The 16,550-nt window shown below is 73.2% G+C and carries 14 protein-coding genes; 10 read left to right on the top strand and 4 right to left on the bottom strand.

Translation table 11 applies throughout. The features are described from left to right. Positions 1-2: 2 nt before the first annotated feature. Entirely contained in the window at positions 3-1,517 is a 1,515-nt protein-coding gene (locus tag ACIBN2_RS07880; RefSeq protein ID WP_399133343.1) for an IucA/IucC family protein, read from the bottom strand. Between the two features lie 93 nt (positions 1,518-1,610). On the opposite strand from ACIBN2_RS07880, the gene ACIBN2_RS07875 reads away from it, so the two are divergent. The 3 genes from ACIBN2_RS07875 to ACIBN2_RS07865 are packed head-to-tail and all read left to right on the top strand — an operon-like array spanning position 1,611 to position 5,260. After that, on the top strand, positions 1,611-3,140 hold the full coding sequence (locus ACIBN2_RS07875; protein ID WP_399133342.1) for an IucA/IucC family protein: 1,530 nt from the start codon (positions 1,611-1,613) through the stop codon (positions 3,138-3,140). A gap of 45 nt (positions 3,141-3,185) precedes the next feature. Continuing rightward, positions 3,186-4,451, top strand: coding sequence for a VWA domain-containing protein (locus tag ACIBN2_RS07870; protein WP_399133341.1), 1,266 nt, complete (start codon positions 3,186-3,188; stop codon positions 4,449-4,451). After that, complete coding sequence (locus ACIBN2_RS07865) at positions 4,451-5,260, top strand: hypothetical protein (RefSeq protein WP_399133340.1); 810 nt, start codon at positions 4,451-4,453, stop codon at positions 5,258-5,260. Before ACIBN2_RS07870 ends, ACIBN2_RS07865 begins: the two co-directional genes overlap by 1 nt. An 81-nt stretch (positions 5,261-5,341) precedes the next feature. On the opposite strand, the gene ACIBN2_RS07860 is transcribed toward ACIBN2_RS07865, so the two are convergent. After that, positions 5,342-5,968 (bottom strand): winged helix-turn-helix transcriptional regulator, encoded by a 627-nt coding sequence (locus ACIBN2_RS07860; RefSeq protein ID WP_399133339.1) that lies wholly within the window; start codon positions 5,966-5,968, stop codon positions 5,342-5,344. An 82-nt stretch (positions 5,969-6,050) separates the two neighbouring features. Here ACIBN2_RS07860 and ACIBN2_RS07855 point away from each other — a divergent pair, with 82 nt between their 5' ends. The 5 genes from ACIBN2_RS07855 (at position 6,051) to ACIBN2_RS07835 (ending at position 10,372) form a co-directional block, all read left to right on the top strand. Beyond that, positions 6,051-7,259, top strand: coding sequence for a pyridoxal phosphate-dependent aminotransferase (locus ACIBN2_RS07855; RefSeq protein WP_399133338.1), 1,209 nt, complete (start codon positions 6,051-6,053; stop codon positions 7,257-7,259). Between the two features lie 92 nt (positions 7,260-7,351). Further along, positions 7,352-8,509 (top strand): serine hydrolase domain-containing protein, encoded by a 1,158-nt coding sequence (locus tag ACIBN2_RS07850; protein ID WP_399133337.1) that lies wholly within the window; start codon positions 7,352-7,354, stop codon positions 8,507-8,509. 67 nt (positions 8,510-8,576) lie between these two features. Continuing rightward, positions 8,577-9,176 (top strand): histidine phosphatase family protein, encoded by a 600-nt coding sequence (locus tag ACIBN2_RS07845; protein ID WP_399133336.1) that lies wholly within the window; start codon positions 8,577-8,579, stop codon positions 9,174-9,176. A gap of 70 nt (positions 9,177-9,246) precedes the next feature. Then, positions 9,247-9,885, top strand: a complete 639-nt coding sequence (locus ACIBN2_RS07840) for a hypothetical protein (protein WP_399133335.1) — start codon at positions 9,247-9,249, stop codon at positions 9,883-9,885. Between the two features lie 64 nt (positions 9,886-9,949). Then, positions 9,950-10,372, top strand: coding sequence for an acyl-CoA thioesterase (locus ACIBN2_RS07835; RefSeq protein ID WP_399133334.1), 423 nt, complete (start codon positions 9,950-9,952; stop codon positions 10,370-10,372). A 102-nt stretch (positions 10,373-10,474) separates the two neighbouring features. Here the strand turns inward: ACIBN2_RS07835 and ACIBN2_RS07830 are convergent, their stop codons facing one another. Next, positions 10,475-10,876 (bottom strand): winged helix-turn-helix transcriptional regulator, encoded by a 402-nt coding sequence (locus tag ACIBN2_RS07830; protein ID WP_399133333.1) that lies wholly within the window; start codon positions 10,874-10,876, stop codon positions 10,475-10,477. Between the two features lie 111 nt (positions 10,877-10,987). On the opposite strand from ACIBN2_RS07830, the gene ACIBN2_RS07825 reads away from it, so the two are divergent. Further along, the gene (locus ACIBN2_RS07825) at positions 10,988-12,427 is read left to right on the top strand and encodes an MFS transporter (RefSeq protein WP_399133332.1); all 1,440 of its coding nucleotides are present in this window, start codon (positions 10,988-10,990) and stop codon (positions 12,425-12,427) included. A 133-nt stretch (positions 12,428-12,560) separates the two neighbouring features. After that, positions 12,561-15,584 (top strand): glycosyl hydrolase, encoded by a 3,024-nt coding sequence (locus ACIBN2_RS07820; protein WP_399133331.1) that lies wholly within the window; start codon positions 12,561-12,563, stop codon positions 15,582-15,584. Positions 15,585-15,641: 57 nt separating this feature from the next. Here ACIBN2_RS07820 and ACIBN2_RS07815 read toward each other — a convergent pair whose 3' ends face one another. Continuing rightward, positions 15,642-16,496 (bottom strand): NAD(P)H-binding protein, encoded by an 855-nt coding sequence (locus ACIBN2_RS07815; RefSeq protein WP_399133330.1) that lies wholly within the window; start codon positions 16,494-16,496, stop codon positions 15,642-15,644. Positions 16,497-16,550 lie beyond the last annotated feature (54 nt).

The following is a 16,550-nucleotide window of genomic DNA, read 5'->3' as shown; positions in this document are numbered from 1 at the left end:
TGTCAGCGCTCCGGCAGGGGCCGGGCCAGCGGGTTGGGCAGCGGCAGGTAGCGGGCGTCGGCACCGTCCGCGCCGGTCCAGCGCAGCAGCAGGTTCGTCTTGCCGGGGAGGGTCGGCGAGGCGAGCAGCCCGGCGATCTCCGGCAGGTCGTGGCGGGCGAGTTCGCGGCGGGCGGCGGGCCAGGGGTCGAGCCCGGGGTGGCGTTCGGCCAGGACGGCGGCGATCTCCGTCAGGTGGTTGACGACCAGGGTGTAGACGAGCCGCTCCCAGCCGGCCGCCCGGCCCACGTCCGCCAGCAGCTTCACGCCCTCGGCGTCCCGGAACAGCGCCTGTACGGGCAGCCCGTCGGCGTCGACGGCGACCAGCGTGTTCTGCAGATGCGCCTCCAGGACGACGCCGTGCCCGGCGAAGGCGGCCAGCGCCGCCGGCACGACCGCCCGCAGATACGCCTCCCACCAGGCGGCGGGGTCGGGTGCGGTCTCCAGCGGGCTGCCCGCGAAGCCCTCCACCAGGCCCGCGGCGAGCAGCGGGGTCGCCCCGGGGAGCAGATGGCCGTCCAGTCCGTCGCGGACGAGGACGGCGAGCTCCTCGAAGGCGAAGCCGGCGGTGCGGTAGCCGCGATCGCTCAGCCAGGCGGCGGACCCGCCCGCGAACGCCTCGGTGACCTCCGCGTCGGTCCGGCGGAGGTTTCGCAGGTCGTGCCGCCAGAGGCGGCGGATGTCGTTGGTGATGCGCACGTCGAGGCTGAACTTCAGGAACAGGTCGCGATCGGGGGCGTAGAGCGTGCGGATCGCGGCCGTCGGCCAGGCGTCGAAGGCGGTCGTGCCCAGCCGCACCAGCCGGCCGTCCGCGAAGGCCCGCGTGAGCTCCCGGCCGACGAGGTCGAGCTGCCACGGGTGCGCGGGCAGCAGCCGGTACCCGGGCGGGGCCTCCCCCAGCGCGTCCAGCGCCGAGGTGTCGCCCTCCTCGACGACCGTGTCCTCGCGCACGCCCAGCAGCACCAGCGGGAAACGGGCGTACGCCTCCGGGGCGTACGCCAGCCAGCCGGCCACCGGCCCGCCGCCGCGCGCCTTGGGGGCCGGGTGGTAGGGGTGGCCGGTGAGGAGGGACTGCTCGGAGCGCAGGTACGGGTCCTCGGGCGCCGTCGCACGCGCGCGTGCGGCGAGCAGCGCGGCCACCGCCTCCCGGCTGTCGATCATCTCGGCGGGCAGGTCGTGGTTGGACAGGCCGGTGTGGCGGCGCAGTTCCTCGGCGACCAGCTTGACCAGCTCGGTGTGGCCGACGGAGTGCCAGCCGCCCGCCGCGTACACCTCGGGGGCGGCGGGCCGCCGGGTGCCGCGGACGCGCAGCAGACGGTCCACGCCGGGCAGCCGGTACGTGTGCAGGGCGCCGGACTCCGTGACTTGTTCCGCCGTCTCGCGCAGGAGGCAGTTGAGCAGCGGTGCGGCCGCGTAGGCGTCGGCGCGGGCGGCGATGTCGTCACCGGCCGGCGGGGGGATGAGATCCACGCGATCCACTCGTTCCCTGAACTCCGTGAGGGCGGAGACGATCAGTATGGATGCCGTCGCACCCTGTCCGTGACGCCCTACTCGTACCCGAGGAGCCCGCCCGTGCACCGTCCCCATCCCGCGGAGGCCGAGGTCGCCGACGAGCTGGCCGAGGTCCGGCCGGACCTGCTGTCACGGTACGCGACCGAGCTGCCGGGTGCCCGGGCTGCCGTGCTGACCCGGCTGTGGCGGGCCCTCGCCCACGAGCCGCTGCCGTGGATCACCGGACGCGAGCGGGGCCGCGAGGAGCTCACCCTGCGCCTCGCGGACGGTCGCCGGCTGCACGGGCCGCCCGCGGACCCGTACGCGACCGCCGCGTACGTCACCGCCGTATGCGTGGACGGCCTGGAGTACGACCATCCGGCGCGGCTGGTGACCGACCTCGCCGTACCGCACGGTGACGGCTTCGCGGCCGAACTCGGGCACAGCGTGGCGTCGTTGGCGCTCTCGCGGGCCGGGCAGCCGGTCCCCTCGGACGCGTGGCCCGTGACCGACTGGGAGTGGGAGCAGCGCGTCGTCGACGGGCATCCCTACCACCCCAACTGCCGCTCCAGGCCCGGTTTCTCGGTCGCCGAGCAGCTGGCGTACGGGCCCGAGCACCGGCCGGTGGTGGAGCTGGGCACGGTTCCGGTGCGGGCCGGGGAGTGCCTGGTGACCGGGGCGTGGCCGGACTCGATGCGGGACGGGGGGCGGCTGTTGCTGCCGGTGCATCCGTGGCAGGCGGCGCATGTGCTCAAGCGGCACGGCGGCGGGGGCGCGGCCCGTGACGTGGTGTTCGCCGCGCACCCCCTGATGTCTCTCCGCACCCTCGCCCTGGCGGACGGCAGCCACGTCAAGACCGCGCTCAGCGCCCGGCTGACGTCCTCCGTACGGGACATCTCGGTCTACTCGGTGGGTCTGTCGGCCACCGTGTCGTCCTTCGCCGAGGCGGTGGCGGCGCGCACGGACGGGCTGTTGCACGTCACCCGCACACTGGGGGCGGCCACGGCCGGTTCGCCCGACCTCGCGGCCGTGGTGCGGGAGTCGCCGCAGACGTACGCGGCGACGGACAGGGGCGAGCGGGTCGTGCCGGTGGCCGCGCTGCCGGCCACCGGGCTGCCCGAATCCCCCTCCTGGCTCGCCGACTTCACCCGTCTCGCCCTCACTGTCGGACTGTGCCTGCTGGAGCTGGGTGTGGCGCTGGAGGCGCACGGCCAGAACCTCCTGGTCGTGCTCTCCGGCACGGGTGCCCCGCTGCGGCTGGTGTACCGCGATCTCGCCGACATCCGGGTCGGTCCGGCCCGCCTCGCCCGGCACGGCGTCCCGCTCCCGGAGCTGACCGGACGGATCGTCACGGATGACGAACAGACCCTGCGGCGCAAGCTGTTCGGGTCGCTGGTGGCGGGGTCCCTCGCCGCCACGGCGGGATCGGCGGCGGCGCTGCGGAGCGCGCTGGAGACGGCCGTACGGGATCTGCCGCGCACGCCCGACCTGGCCGCGCTGCTCGGCCGTCCGCTGCCCACGAAGGCCCTGACGCTCATGCGGATGTCGCCCGGGACGCCCGGGGACCAGTGGACCGAGCTGCCCAACCCCCTGCTGGATCAGGGCTGGTGACGTCCCGTTTTGGAGCCCGGCACGTCTGATCAATAAGATCCGCCGATGATCAGAACACAACGGCTGGCGGCAGGAGTGTGCGCCCTGCTCGCCACCCTGGCGGCCGGGCTCGCGTTCCCGGCCGCGGCGAGCGCCGGCGAACCCACGGGCGAGGCCACGCCCAAGGTCGACCTCGTGCTCGACGTCAGCGGCTCCATGCGGAGCCGGGACATCGACGGCGGGTCCCGGATGGCGGCGGCGAAGCAGGCGTTCAACGAGGTGCTGGACGCGACGCCCGAGGACGTCCGGCTCGGCATCCGCACGCTGGGCGCGAACTACCCGGGCCAGGACCGCAGGACGGGCTGCAAGGACACCGCGCAGCTCTACCCGGTCAGCACGCTGGACCGCACCGAGGCGAAGACCGCGGTGGCCACGCTCTCGCCCACCGGCTGGACGCCGATCGGCCCGGCCCTGCTGAAGGCGGCCGACGACCTCGGCACCGACGCCGGCTCCAAGCGGATCGTGCTGATCAGCGACGGCGAGGACACCTGCGCGCCGCTCGACCCGTGCGAGGTGGCCCGCGAGATAGCGGCCAAGGGCATCGGCATGACCATCGACACCCTCGGTCTGGTCCCGAACACCAAGCTGCGCAAGCAGCTCAGCTGCATCGCCGAGGCGACCGGCGGCACCTACACCTCGGTCCAGCACACCGACGAACTGACCGACAAGGTCAACCAGTTGGTGGACCGCGCGGCCGACCCGGTGGTGACGCCGGTGGCCACCGAGGGCGGTGCGCAGTGCACCGCCGCGCCCTCCCTGAAGTCCGGTCTCTACACCGACCGCGAGGAGTTCGGGCAGCAGCGCTGGTACAAGGTGGACGTGCGGCCCGGCCAAGAGCTGCGCGCCTCGGTGAGCGTCGCGGCCGACCGGGCGGTGAACCCCGACTACGGCGTGCTGCTGCAGGCCGTCACGGCGCACGGCCGCGAGATCGTCCGCGGCGAGGCGGCGGGCAACGGCCGTACCGACATGGTCTCCACGGGCCTGCGCTACCCGAAGGCGGAGAGCGACGACGACAGTGCTCCCGCCGAGACGGTGTGCCTTCAGGTCACCAACTCCTTCTCCGCGGCGTCCGGTGTGAAGACCACGCCGGGCCTGCCCCTCGAGCTGACCGTGGACGTGGTCGGCGGCCCGTCGCAGGCGGGCGACGTGGCCTCCTTCGGCCTCGGCCGCGGCTGGTGGCTGCTCGGCGTCCTGGTGCTGACCGGCTTCCTCGCCGGTCTGGTCTGGGGCTGGGTGTCGCGCTGGCGGGTCGCGGTCTGGAGGACCAACTGATGCGGATCACCCATGTGTTGAGCGCGGCCGCGCTGATGTTCGCGCTGGCCGTCACGCCGGCCGCCGCCGACTCCTCGCCGTCGCCGAGCGCGTCCGGCGACGGCTCCGCGCCGACCACGGCGGGAACGTCCTTCCGTACGGCGGCCGAGATCGAGCAGGGACAGCAGGCCACGGCGAGCGCCTCGACCGGCGACTACCTGTACTGGTCGTTCCCCGCCGACGCCGGCCGGCGCCCCACCGTCAAGGCGACGGTGAAGCTGCCGGACGCGCACGCGGCGCAGACCTGGCAGATCGACGTGTACGACGGCCTGCGCCGCCGTCAGTCCTGCCAGTACGGGGCGCAGACGCGCACCGCTGCACAGGGCGCGGCCTCGGTCGACCTGGCCTGCACGCTGCGTACCGTGCGCTCCTGGTCCGAGGAGTGGGCCAACGACCCGCTGCCGGGCACGTACTACGTCCGGCTGACCGCGGTGAACCTGGCGACGGCCGACCTGGGGCAGCCGATCGCCGCCTCGGTGCAGGTCGACTCCAAGGACATCGGCGGCTCGGCGGCGGTCGACGGCTCGCTGGCGAAGCCCCTGGTGCCGGGGATCGCCGTGACGTCCAAGTCCGAGGCGAGCGACGGTGATTCGTCCAAGGCCGCGGTGCTGTCGAGCGTCGAGCCCGGCGACGGCTGGACGTCCGGCTGGTGGTCCGACCGCTGGGTGTGGACCGCGCTGGGCGCGGTGCTGGCCGCGCTCGCGGGCATCGGCGGATACGCGCTGACGCGGGGGTCCGGCCGTCCTTCGCGGATGCCTCCGGGCGCCTGACGGTTTCCCGAGAGCCGCAGAGTTCGCCGAAAGGCCCGCCGCACCGACCCGCGGCGGGCCTTTCTCACGCCTCCCGGCTGCTCATGCCTCCCGGAGCGCCTTCGCCAAGGTGCCCTCGCCCGTCACCGTGACGCGCCCGTCCCGTACCGCGTCGGTGAGGCCCAACTCCCCCCGGCCGACCGCCGCGCAGGTCCCGGCGTCCAGGACCAGCCGCGCGTCGGGCTCGCGGGGAGCGGGCCCGTCGCCGTACACCGGCCCGTCCGCGGCGCCGACGTGCAGATGGAAGTCGCCTTCCTCCAGCCGGACTTCGACGAGCCCCTCCCCCTCCAGCGAGCGCAGCAGCGGGAGCGCGAACCAGTGGGCGCGCAGGGCGTCCGTCGGCCGCCGCTCCCCCAGCTCGGCCTCGCCCCATGTCCCGAGCGCCTGGAGCACGGGCAGCAACTCCCTTCCCCGGGAGGTGAGTTCGTAGACATAGGCCGCGCCCGGCGGCGGCAGCCGGCGCCTGGTCGCCAGGCCGTCCCGCTCCATGTCCTTCAGCCGGGAGGCGAGTACGTCCGTGCTCACGCCCGGCAGGTCCGCGTGCAGATCGGTGTAGCGGCGGGGCCCGGCCAGCAGCTCGCGGACGATCAGCAGGGTCCAGCGGTCACCGACCAGATCGAGGGCGCGGGCCGCGGAACAGTACTGGTCGTAGCTTCGGCGTCGTGACATGCGACGCAGTCTAGACATGTCATTGGACTTTCCAAGCACTCACTTGGTAAAACCAAGCAACACCAGATACCGGAGGGGCGCAATGGAGTTCCGGCAGTCGAACAAGCTCAGCGAGGTCTGTTACGAGATCCGCGGCCCGGTGATCGAGCACGCCAACGCGCTGGAGGAGGCGGGCCACAGCGTGCTGCGCCTGAACACCGGCAACCCGGCACTCTTCGGTTTCGAGGCGCCGGAGGAGATCCTCCAGGACATGATCCGGATGCTGCCGCAGGCGCATGGATACACGGACTCCCGCGGTGTCCTCTCCGCCCGCCGGGCGGTCGCCCAGCGCTACCAGGCCCTCGGCCTCCAGGTCGGCGTCGACGACGTCTTCCTCGGCAACGGCGTGTCCGAGCTGGTCTCCATGGCCGTACAGGCGCTGGTCGAGGACGGCGACGAAGTCCTCGTGCCCGCACCGGACTTCCCCCTGTGGACCGCGGTGACGACCCTCGCCGGCGGCAAGGCGGTCCACTACCTGTGCGACGAACAGGCCGAGTGGTACCCGGACCTGGCGGACATGGCGTCGAAGATCACGGACCGGACCAAGGCCGTGGTCATCATCAACCCGAACAACCCCACCGGCGCGGTCTACCCCAAGGAGGTCGTCGAGGGCATCCTCGACCTCGCCCGCCGCCACGGCCTGATGGTCTTCGCCGACGAGATCTACGACCAGGTCCTCTACGACGACGCCGTCCACCACTCGGCCGCGGCCCTCGCCCCCGACCTGGTCGTCCTCACCTTCTGCGGGCTGTCCAAGACGTACCGGGTGGCCGGCTTCCGCTCGGGCTGGCTGGTGGTGACCGGCCCCAAGCAGCACGCGCGCAGCTATCTGGAGGGCCTGACCATGCTGGCCTCCATGCGGCTGTGCGCCAACGCCCCGGCGCAGTACGCCATCCAGGCCGCGCTCGGCGGCCGCCAGTCCATCCGCGAACTGACCGCGCCCGGCGGGCGGTTGCACGAACAGCGCACCGTGGCCTGGGAGAAGCTCAACGAGATCCCCGGAGTGTCGTGCGTGAAGCCGAAGGGCGCGCTGTACGCCTTCCCGCGCATCGACCCCAAGGTCCACAAGATCCACGACGACGAGAAGTTCGTCCTGGACCTGCTGCTCCGGGAGAAGATCCAGGTCGTCCAGGGCACCGGTTTCAACTGGCCCGCCCCGGACCACTTCCGCATCCTCACCCTCCCCTACGCCGACGACCTGGAGGCGGCGATCGGCCGGATCGGGCGGTTCCTCGGCGGGTACCGGCAGTAGCGATCACCTGTCACTGCGTGAGGCGGCGGGAATTCCCTGCCCCTGCCCCCTTGTTGGTGGATTCCGTATCCGATCATCGGCTGGGGGCTCGCGTGTCGCAGGACGTACAGGGAACGGTGACCGACGGATTCGAGGGTGTGCGTGAGGAGTTCGCCGCCTTCCTCGCCGGGGAGCGGGACGAGCCCGGAGCACAGCTGGTGGCCTACCACCACGGACGGCGGGTGGTCGACCTGTGGGCCGGGGAGGGGATCAGCGGGAACTCGCTGACCAGTCTCTTCTCCATCGCGAAAGGCGCCGCGCATCTGGTCGTCGCGCTCCTGGTGCAGGAGGGGGTGCTCGACCTCGACCGCGAAGTGGCCGCGTACTGGCCCGAGTTCGCGGCGGAGGGCAAGGACCGGCTGACCCTGCGGGAGCTGCTGGAGCACCGGGCGGGACTGGTCGGCATCCCCGACGGCGGCTTCACCACAGCCGAGTTGGCCGACGACCGGCTGGTCGCGGCGCGTCTGGCCGGGCAGAGACCGCTGTGGGAGGCCGGCGTCGGGTACGGATACCACGCGTTCGTGATCGGTGCGCTCACCGGCGAGGTGGTGCGCCGCGTGACCGGGCGCTCGATCCAGGAGCTGTACGAGGAGCGCGTCCGGGCGCCGTACGGACTGGACTTCCACCTCGGCCTCCCCGAGGAGCTGGAGCCGCTCTGGCGGGAAGTGCGGCCGCTGCTTCCCACGCCGCAGGAGGCGCAGGCGCTGGCCGCGCGGGCGTCGGCCCCGGGCAGCATCCCGTTCGTGGCCTTCAACCGGAGCGCCCCTGAGCCGACCGACCTCGTCGTCCTCGGGAACGACCCCCGGGTGCGGGCGCTGGGCCCGGCGTCCCTGGGCGGGGTGGGCAACGCGCGCGGGGTGGCCGGGATGTACGCCGCCGCGATCAGCACGGTGGGCGGCAGGGCGCCGCTCCTCACCCGGGAGACGGTCGCCCTGTTCGGAGGGCTGCGGACGCCGGGACCGGACCTGGTGACCGGCGGCGACGACCACTTCGGGCTGGGTTTCGAGTACCTCGCCGGCCGCCACCCCTTCCTCGGCGAGGACTGCTTCGGGCACAGCGGCGCGGCGGGCTCGCTCGGCTTCGCCGACCCGGCGAGCGGGGTGGCGTACGCCTACACGCGGCGCCGTTTCGCCTTCCCCTCGGGCGTCGGTGCCTCCCCCGAGAACGGCCGTCTGGCGGAGTCCGTCCTGCGGGCGGCGACCACCGTGTGACACGGTGCGGGGAGGGCCTGGGACGGCCCGGCAGCTCCTGGCCGGGCCGAACGGAAGGGTGAGGGGCATGGGTGACGTCTTTCTCGTCCGGCACGGCGAGACCGAGTGGTCGCGGTCCGGGCGGCACACCGGCCGGAGCGACGTTCCGCTGACCGAGCGCGGGCGCCAGGAGGCGCGGCAGCTGGTGCCGCTGATCCGCTCGCACCGGATCGGGGCGGCGTTCTGCAGCCCGTTGCAGCGGGCGCGGGAGACCGCGGAGCTGATCGGGCTCCAGGACGTGCGGATCGACGCGGACCTGCAGGAATGGGACTACGGCGGCTACGAGGGGATCACCACCAACGAGATCCACCGCACCCGGCCCGACTGGTTCCTGTTCACGGACGGGGTGGCGCCGGGCCCGCCGGAGCACCCCGGGGAGACCCCGGATCAGGTCGGCGAGCGCGCCGACCGCGTGCTGGCGAAGGTCGACGCGGCGCTCGCCAACACCGAGGGCTGCGTGGTGCTCGTGGCCCACGGCCATTTCCTGCGGGTGCTGACGGCCCGGCGGCTCGGGCTGCCGGCGTCGGGCGGGGCGCTGTTCCAGCTGGCCACCGGCACGCTGGGCCGGCTGGGGACGGAGCACGGGCGGCCTGTGATCGCGGCGTGGAATGTCAGACCCGGGTCGTAGTCTTCGAATGGGCCGGTCACAGCCGGTGCGGCGGCCCAGGACGAGACCTGCCAGGGGAAAGGAACACGCCGTGACGCGACCGCCCACCGCCGCTCAGCGGCGCGTGATCGACACCGCCGATCCCGTCACCGGGCGGCTGCGGGGTACGGAGTCGCAGCTTGCGGCGCTGGTCAAGCGGGGGCTCGCGTTCCGGCATCCGCGCCCGCCGCACGACCACTTTCTGACGCCGGCAGGGCACCGGATACGGGAGTCCGCTGCCGAGGCGGAGGCACCGGCGGAGCCCGAGCCGCCTGCGGCCACCGCGGGCGTGTTCACCGCGCGCGTCGGCGGCGAGGAGCAGGCGCCGAAGAGCGGGCCCGCCCGCGCGCGTGAGGTGCACAGTGCCTGGCAGGGCCTGCTGGAGCTGCGCCGGATGACCCATCCGGACGGGTCCACGGAGCGGCCGTGCGGCTGGGAGCGCACGCATCTGGTGCAGGCCGCCGCGCTCGCCCTGGAGGCGGCCGGCCACCGCCCTGCCGGGCCGGAGGGGGCGGACGGCTACCGGGTGCGTGCCACCCCGCAGCCGGAGGCCGTCGCCGTCCACGAACCGTCGGCCGAGGCACGGCGGGCCTGCGCGGCGACACTGGAGCGGGCGGGCTGGCAGACGGGCGAGTACGCGGAGCCGCGCACCGGAACGCGCTATCTGCTGGCATCGCCCCGCCGGACATGATGAGCATGCCAAGATCAGTGATCGTCGCAGCAGGCACCAGACTCCCGTACGAGAAGGGAACGCAGTGAGCGAGCCGTTTTCCGTCCCGGTGACCGTCCGCGGATACGAGACCGACGTCCAGGGCCACCTCAACCAGGCCGTGTACCTCAACTACGCGGAGCACGCCCGCTGGTCGCTGCTGCGTGCGGCGGGGATAGGCCAGGCGGAGCTGATAGGCAGAGGCGTCGGCCCGGTGGCGCTGGAGACCACCGTCCGCTACCGGCGGGAGCTGCTCGCGGGCGACGAGGTCGAGGTGACGTGCGCCTTCCTGTGGGGCGAGCGCAAGACGTTCCGCATGGAGCAGACGATCCGCAAGGCGGACGGCACGGTGGCGGCCGAGATCACCGCGGTCGGCGGCCTGATGGACCTCAAGGAGCGGCGGCTGCTCCCCGAACCGCAGGAGTACTTCAAGGAGCTGGCGAGCGACCCAAGCCTGTTCGGGCTCTGACCGGCGGGGCCGGCCGGCGACTTGCGCACCCCGGCCGCCCGCACCCCGCACCCCGGCCGCCCGCACCCCGGCCGGTGAACGTCACACGTCGGCCTGCGGAGGTCAGATGTCGGCCGACTCGGGCCGGTGCTCCTCGTCGTAGGCCGCACGCGCCTCGGCGATGTAGACACGGTTGCGCTCGGCCCAGTCGGTCAGCCGCTGCAGGGTCTCGTGCAAATCACGGGCCACCGGCGTGAGTTCGTACTCCACCTTCGGCGGGACCGTCGGGTGGACGGTGCGGGTGACGAGGCCGTCGCGCTCCAGATTGCGCAGGGTGAGCGTCAGCATGCGGCGGCTGATGCCCTCGATGCTGCGCTCCAACTCGGTGAAGCGGATGGGCCCGTGGGCCGCCGCGACGAGGATCTGGACGCTCCATTTGCCGGCCACCCTGTCAAGAACTTCGCGGACCGGGCAGGCGTCCGCGTTCACCACCTGGACGGTTACACCGGTGTTCCTCTGGGACATCGGACTGCCTCCTTACCTCACCCCCTCATGGTCACTCACGATGTTCCCCGTTACAAGTCGTGCACCAAGGACACGACTTGAGTCCGTAGAGAACGCGGAGGCCGTGCAGCCATGTCCACCCTGACCGAGTCCCCGGTGAGAGCGCCGGGGCGGACGTACTCCCGCTGGGCATCCCTCATCGTCCTGTGCGCGGGGGCGCTGATGACGATTCTGGACGGCTCCATCGTGACGGTGGCCATGCCGGCCATGCAGAACGACCTCGGCTTCAGCCGGGCGGGCCTCGCCTGGGTCGTGAACGCCTATCTGATCCCGTTCGGCGGGCTGCTCCTGCTGGTCGGACGGCTGGGCGATCTGCTGGGCCGCAAGCGGATGTTCACGGCCGGGCTCGCCGTCTTCACCGCGGCGTCCGTGCTGTGCGGCACGGCGAACAGCCAGGCTCTGCTGATCGCCGCGCGGGCCGTGCAGGGCGCCGGCGGGGCGATGGCCTCGGCGGTGGTGCTCGGCATGCTGGTGGCGCTGTTCCCCGAGCCGCGCGAACAGGCCCGCGCCATCGCGGTGTTCAGCGCGGTCGGCGCGGGGGGCGCGACCCTCGGCACGTTCCTCGGCGGCGCGCTCACCCAACTGCTGAGCTGGCACTGGATCTTCCTGATCAACCTGCCGATCGGCATCGCCGCCTGGCTGGCGGCGGTCCGGGTCCTCGCACCGGAGCGCGGCGCCGGGCTCCGCGACGGCGCCGACTATCCGGGGGCGGCGCTGGTCACCGGTGCGCTGATGCTGACGGTCTACGTCATCGTCGGCTCCGGCGGCCGCGGCACCACCACGACGCTGCTCCTCGCACTGCTCGCCGTCGCCCTCTTCGCGGCGTTCGCCGTCCGCCAGGCACGCGCCGCCAGCCCGCTGCTGCGGCCGAGGCTGTTCCGTTCCCGGCTGCTCACCGGCGCCAACACCGTGCAGATCCTGATGATCGCGACGATGTACGGCTTCCAGTTCATCGGCGCGCTCTACCTCCAACGCGTGCTGGGGTTCGACGAGTTGACCACCGGCCTCGCCTTCCTGCCGGCCCCCGTGGCGATCGGCCTTCTGATGATGGGCCTGTCCGCGCGCTCGATCGGCCGCTTCGGGGCGTACCGGGTGCTCCTGGCCGGGCTCGTGCTGATCTCGGGCGGCATGGCGCTGCTGAGCCGGGCCCCCGACGACGGCTCCTACGTCACCGACGTGCTGCCGCCGATGCTCCTGCTGGCCGCCGGGTTCGCCGCCGCCATGCCTCCGCTGACCCAGCTCGCCATGTCGGGCGCCCGGGAGGAGGACGCGGGGCTGGCGTCCGGGCTCTTCAACACCACGCAGGTGGTGGGCGGTTCGCTGGGCCTGGCGGTCCTGAGCACCCTGGCGGCGAGCCGCACCGACGGGCTGCTCGGCCACGGCGCGGAGCTGGTTCCGGCCACGGCGGAGGGGTACCGGCTCGCGTTCCGGGTGGCGACGGCCGTCGCGCTGGCGGCCCTCGCCCTGGCGGCGGCCACGCTGCGGACCCGGAAGAGCATCCGTAAGAGCTGACGCGCCGGAGTCAACCCTTTGAATCGTTGTCGCCCCTATTGACCTTCATCGGCGCGCCGATTTACCGTTCCCGAGTTCATGGTGTTTGAAACGATTCAATACCCGCTCACCCGTGACCACTTGGGGCTGAACCATGCACGAAACCCACCCGCGCCGTGGCGGCATGACACGGCGGTCCGTGCTTGCGGCCGGTCTGTCGACCGGCGTTCTCGCGGCGCTCGGCCCGGCGGCGAGCGCCGCCGCCTCCTCCGCACGGACCGCCGCCTCGGCCGGAGAGGCCCCCACGGCGAGCTGGTTCGCCGCACCCGCGAAGGCGGTACGGCCGAAGTTCCGCTGGTGGTGGCCGGACGGTCTGGTGGACCCGGCCGAGATCGCCCGGGAGATCGACCAAATGGCCGACGCGGGCTTCGGCGGCGCGGAGATAGCGGCCGTGCACCACAGCGTGACCGACACCTCCGTGCTGGACACCGCCCACCACGGGTGGGGCAGCGCCCCCTGGCGCGACGGCGTGAAGGCCGCGCTGAGACAGGCCGCGAGACGCGGGCTGACCGTCGACCTCACCCTCGGCCCGAGCTGGCCGGTGGCCGTGCCGGGCGTCACCCCGGACGACGAGGCCGCGATCAAGGAACTCGCCTACGGCAAGGCCACGTTGACCGGCGGCGCCGCCTTCGACGGCCCGGTGCCCGCCCCCGTCCACGCGGCGGCCTCCGGCGTCACCGTGCAGAAGCTGTTCGCGGTGCAGGCGGCCCGCGTCAACACCACCTACTCCAGCGGCAAGGCCACCGGCCTGGACGCCGACAGCGTCACCGACCTGACCGGCCGGGTGTCCGGCGGCAGCCTGAGCTGGACCCCGCCCGACTCGGCGACCTGGGTGGTCCTGTCGTACTGGCAGCGCGGCTCCGGCCAGCAGCCCGAGGCGGGACCGCACTCCTCCCCCGCCGCCTACGTGGTCGACCACTTCAGCGCGGCCGGCACCGCCGCCGTCACCCGGTACTGGGACGCCACGATCCTCGACGCCACGCTGCGCAGGCTCCTGACGGCGGCGGGCGGCGCCTTCTTCGAGGACTCCGTGGAGCTGGAGACCAAGGGCCTGCAGTGGACGCCGGGGCTGCCCGCCGCCTTCCGCGCGCACACCGGACGCGACCTGCTGCCGTATCTGCCCGCCGTGATCCTCGACAGCAGCAACCAGATCTTCGCCTTCGAGGCACGGCTCACCCAGGAGATCCGGCACGACTTCTGGGAGACCGTCTCGGGCCTGTTCAACGAGCACCACCTCGGCGCGCTGAAGGCGTGGGCCCACGGTCACGGCATGAAGCTGCGTTCGCAGCCGTACGGCCTGCAGACCGACGCCATCGCCTCGGCGGCCCTGCTCGACATCCCCGAGGGCGAGTCGCTCGGCTTCAAGAACCTCGACGACTTCCGCTGCCTGGCCGGCGGCCGGGACATGGCGGGCAGCCGCGTGCTGTCCTGCGAGTCGGGGGCCTACGCCGGCGGCGCCTACAACACCACCTGGGACAAGTTCCTGCGCACCATGGGCGGGGCGTACGCGGCGGGCGTCAACCAGACGGTGATCCACGGCTTCTCCTACGCCACCACGCCCGGGGCCGGCTGGCCCGGGTTCGCCGCGTTCAGCCCGTACGGCGGGGCGCCCGGGTACGGCGAGTCGTGGGGACCGAGGCAGCCCACCTGGCACCATGTGGCCGACGTGGCGGGCTACATCGGCCGGGTCCAGCGGGTGCTCCAGTCGGGCACCGTCCGCGCGGACGTCGCGGTCTTCCGGCAGACCGGCTACTCCGCGACCGGCATCGGGGCGTCCTGGCTGACCTCGACCGGCGTCCCGCTCGGCTGGACCCACCAGTTCCTCAGCGGCCCGCTGCTCGACCTGCCGAGCGCCAGGGTCTCCGGCAAGCGGCTCGCCCCGGACGGTCCGGCCTACAAGGCCCTGTTCCTGGAAGGCGACTTCTTCTACGGCTCCACGCCCACGCTGGCCGTGGACGACGCCCGCAAGCTGCTGAAGTTCGCGCGCGCCGGCCTGCCCACCGTGCTGCTCGGCGCCTTCGACCAGGCCCTGACGCCGGGCGTCCCGGACGGCGGCGAGACCGACGAACTGCGGTCGCTGACGGCCCAGTTGCTGGCGCTGCCGAACGTCCGCAAGGTCACCGACAAGACCTTGGTCGGCGCGGCGTTCGCGGAACTCGGCGTGACCTCCGACGTCACCTACTCCGTGTCCTCGACGCTCCTGAACGCCCACCGGGCCACCGGCGACGCCGACTTCTACTACCTGTGCAACGGCAAGCACGCGGAGACCGTCAAGCCCGCCGTCGCCGCCATCGACCACGACGTGACGCTGCGCGCCACGGTGTGCACGGGTGCGGACACGGTGCCGTATCTGCTGGACCCGTGGTCCGGGCGGGTCACCCGGCTCGCCCAATACACCCGGGACGGCGCCGCGTTCACGTTCCGGGTGACGTTGCAGCCGGGCGAGACGATGGTGGTCGCGCTGGGCCGCCCGGCGCTGTTCGGGGACCGCGACGGGAACCGTCCGCACGCCGTGGCGACCGACGCGGACAGCGTGGTGTTCGCGGACGGTTCGCCGGCCGTGCGTGCCTTCGCGGCCGGCACCTTCACCACCACGCTGTCCACCGGGCGCAAGGTCATCACGAAGGTCGCCGACGTACCCGCGGCCGTCACGCCCGGCACGTGGACGCTCTCGGTCGACGACTGGCAGCCCGGCGCCGACGCCACCGGCACCGAGGTGGTCCGGCACACCCTCGCCCTGGACGCCCTGCCGCCCTGGTCGCAGATCCCGGAGCTGGCCGACGTCGGCGGCATCGGCACCTACCGGACCACGGTCGCCCTGCCGGAGACCTGGTCCCCGGCGAACGGCGCGCTGCTGAAGCTCGGCAGCGTCACCGACACCTGCCGGGTCACCGTCAACGGCGTCCGGCTCGACCCGGTCGACCGCGTGAACCCCGTGGTGGACCTCGGCGGCCGCCTGCGCAAGGGCGACAACACCGTGGAGATCGAGGTGGCCACACCGCTGTTCAACCGGCTGCGGGTCAGCAACCCGGCGGTGTTCGGCACGGCGGCCCGGCAGGCGTACGGCCTTGTCGGACCTGTGCAGTTGGTGCCGTACGTCCAGCAGACCGTGGCCTGAGCACCGGCCGCCGGGCGGCACCCGCGAGCCTGCCGGGTGCCGCCCGGCCGCCCCGCCTCACCCTTGCGTGAACGCCGGCTCGTGGTCCTCGGCCCACTGCCGGTAGGTCCGCGCCGGCCGGCCGAGCGCCTCCCGCACATCCCCGGTGACGACGTCGTTGCCGCCCTCGTGGATGAACCGGGCGGTGACCATGAGTCCGTCCGCGTAGTCCTCGCTCAGCCCGGCGGCGAGCAGCTGCGCGCGCCGCTCCTGCGGCGAGAGGTCGTGCAGCGGCACGGGACGGCCGAGGACGTCGGCCAGTACGGCGGCCTGCTCATGGGCGCTGAGTGTCTCCGGGCCGGTCAGGGTGTACGTACGGCCCGCGTGCCGCGGGTCGAGCAGCGCGGCCACGGCGGTCTCGGCCACGTCGCGCGGGTCGACGACCCCCTGCCGTCCCGCGCCCATCATGTTGGGCGCGGGCGTGCCCTCCCGTACGGCCTGGACCCAGCTCAGCGTGTTCGAGGCGAAGGCGGAGGGCCGCAGGAGCGTCCACTCCAGACCACTGCCGCGCGCGGCCTCCTCGCCGTGCAGATGCCAGGTCCCGAACACGCCCAGCCGGGGGTCGCCGGTACCGATGGCGGAGAGCTTCACGATCCGCCGCACCCCCGCGGCCTTCGCCGCCGCGACCAGGCCGCGGTCGTGCTCGCCGTCGTCCGGGCCGAACACCCCGACCAGGAAGGCGGCCTGCGCACCCGCCATCGCCGCCTCGACGGACTCCCGGTCGCGATGGTGTCCCGCGGCGGTCTCCACCCCGGCCGGCACCCGCGCCTTCGCCGGGTCCCGGCTCAGGGCCCGCACCTTCTCGCCGCGCGCCGCGAGCTGTCGTACGACTTCACTTCCGATGGTGCCCGTGGCACCCATGACGAGGATCATGTCCACCACGGTGGGCGGCGCACGGCCCGGATCTCTTGGAAATTCCGGCACGGT

The sequence above is a fragment of the Streptomyces sp. NPDC050534 genome (genome assembly GCF_044457745.1).
Classification (GTDB): Bacteria; Actinomycetota; Actinomycetes; order Streptomycetales; family Streptomycetaceae; genus Streptomyces.
Note: the sequence above shows the minus strand (reverse complement) of the source record. Positions and strands in the feature narration are given on the sequence as shown.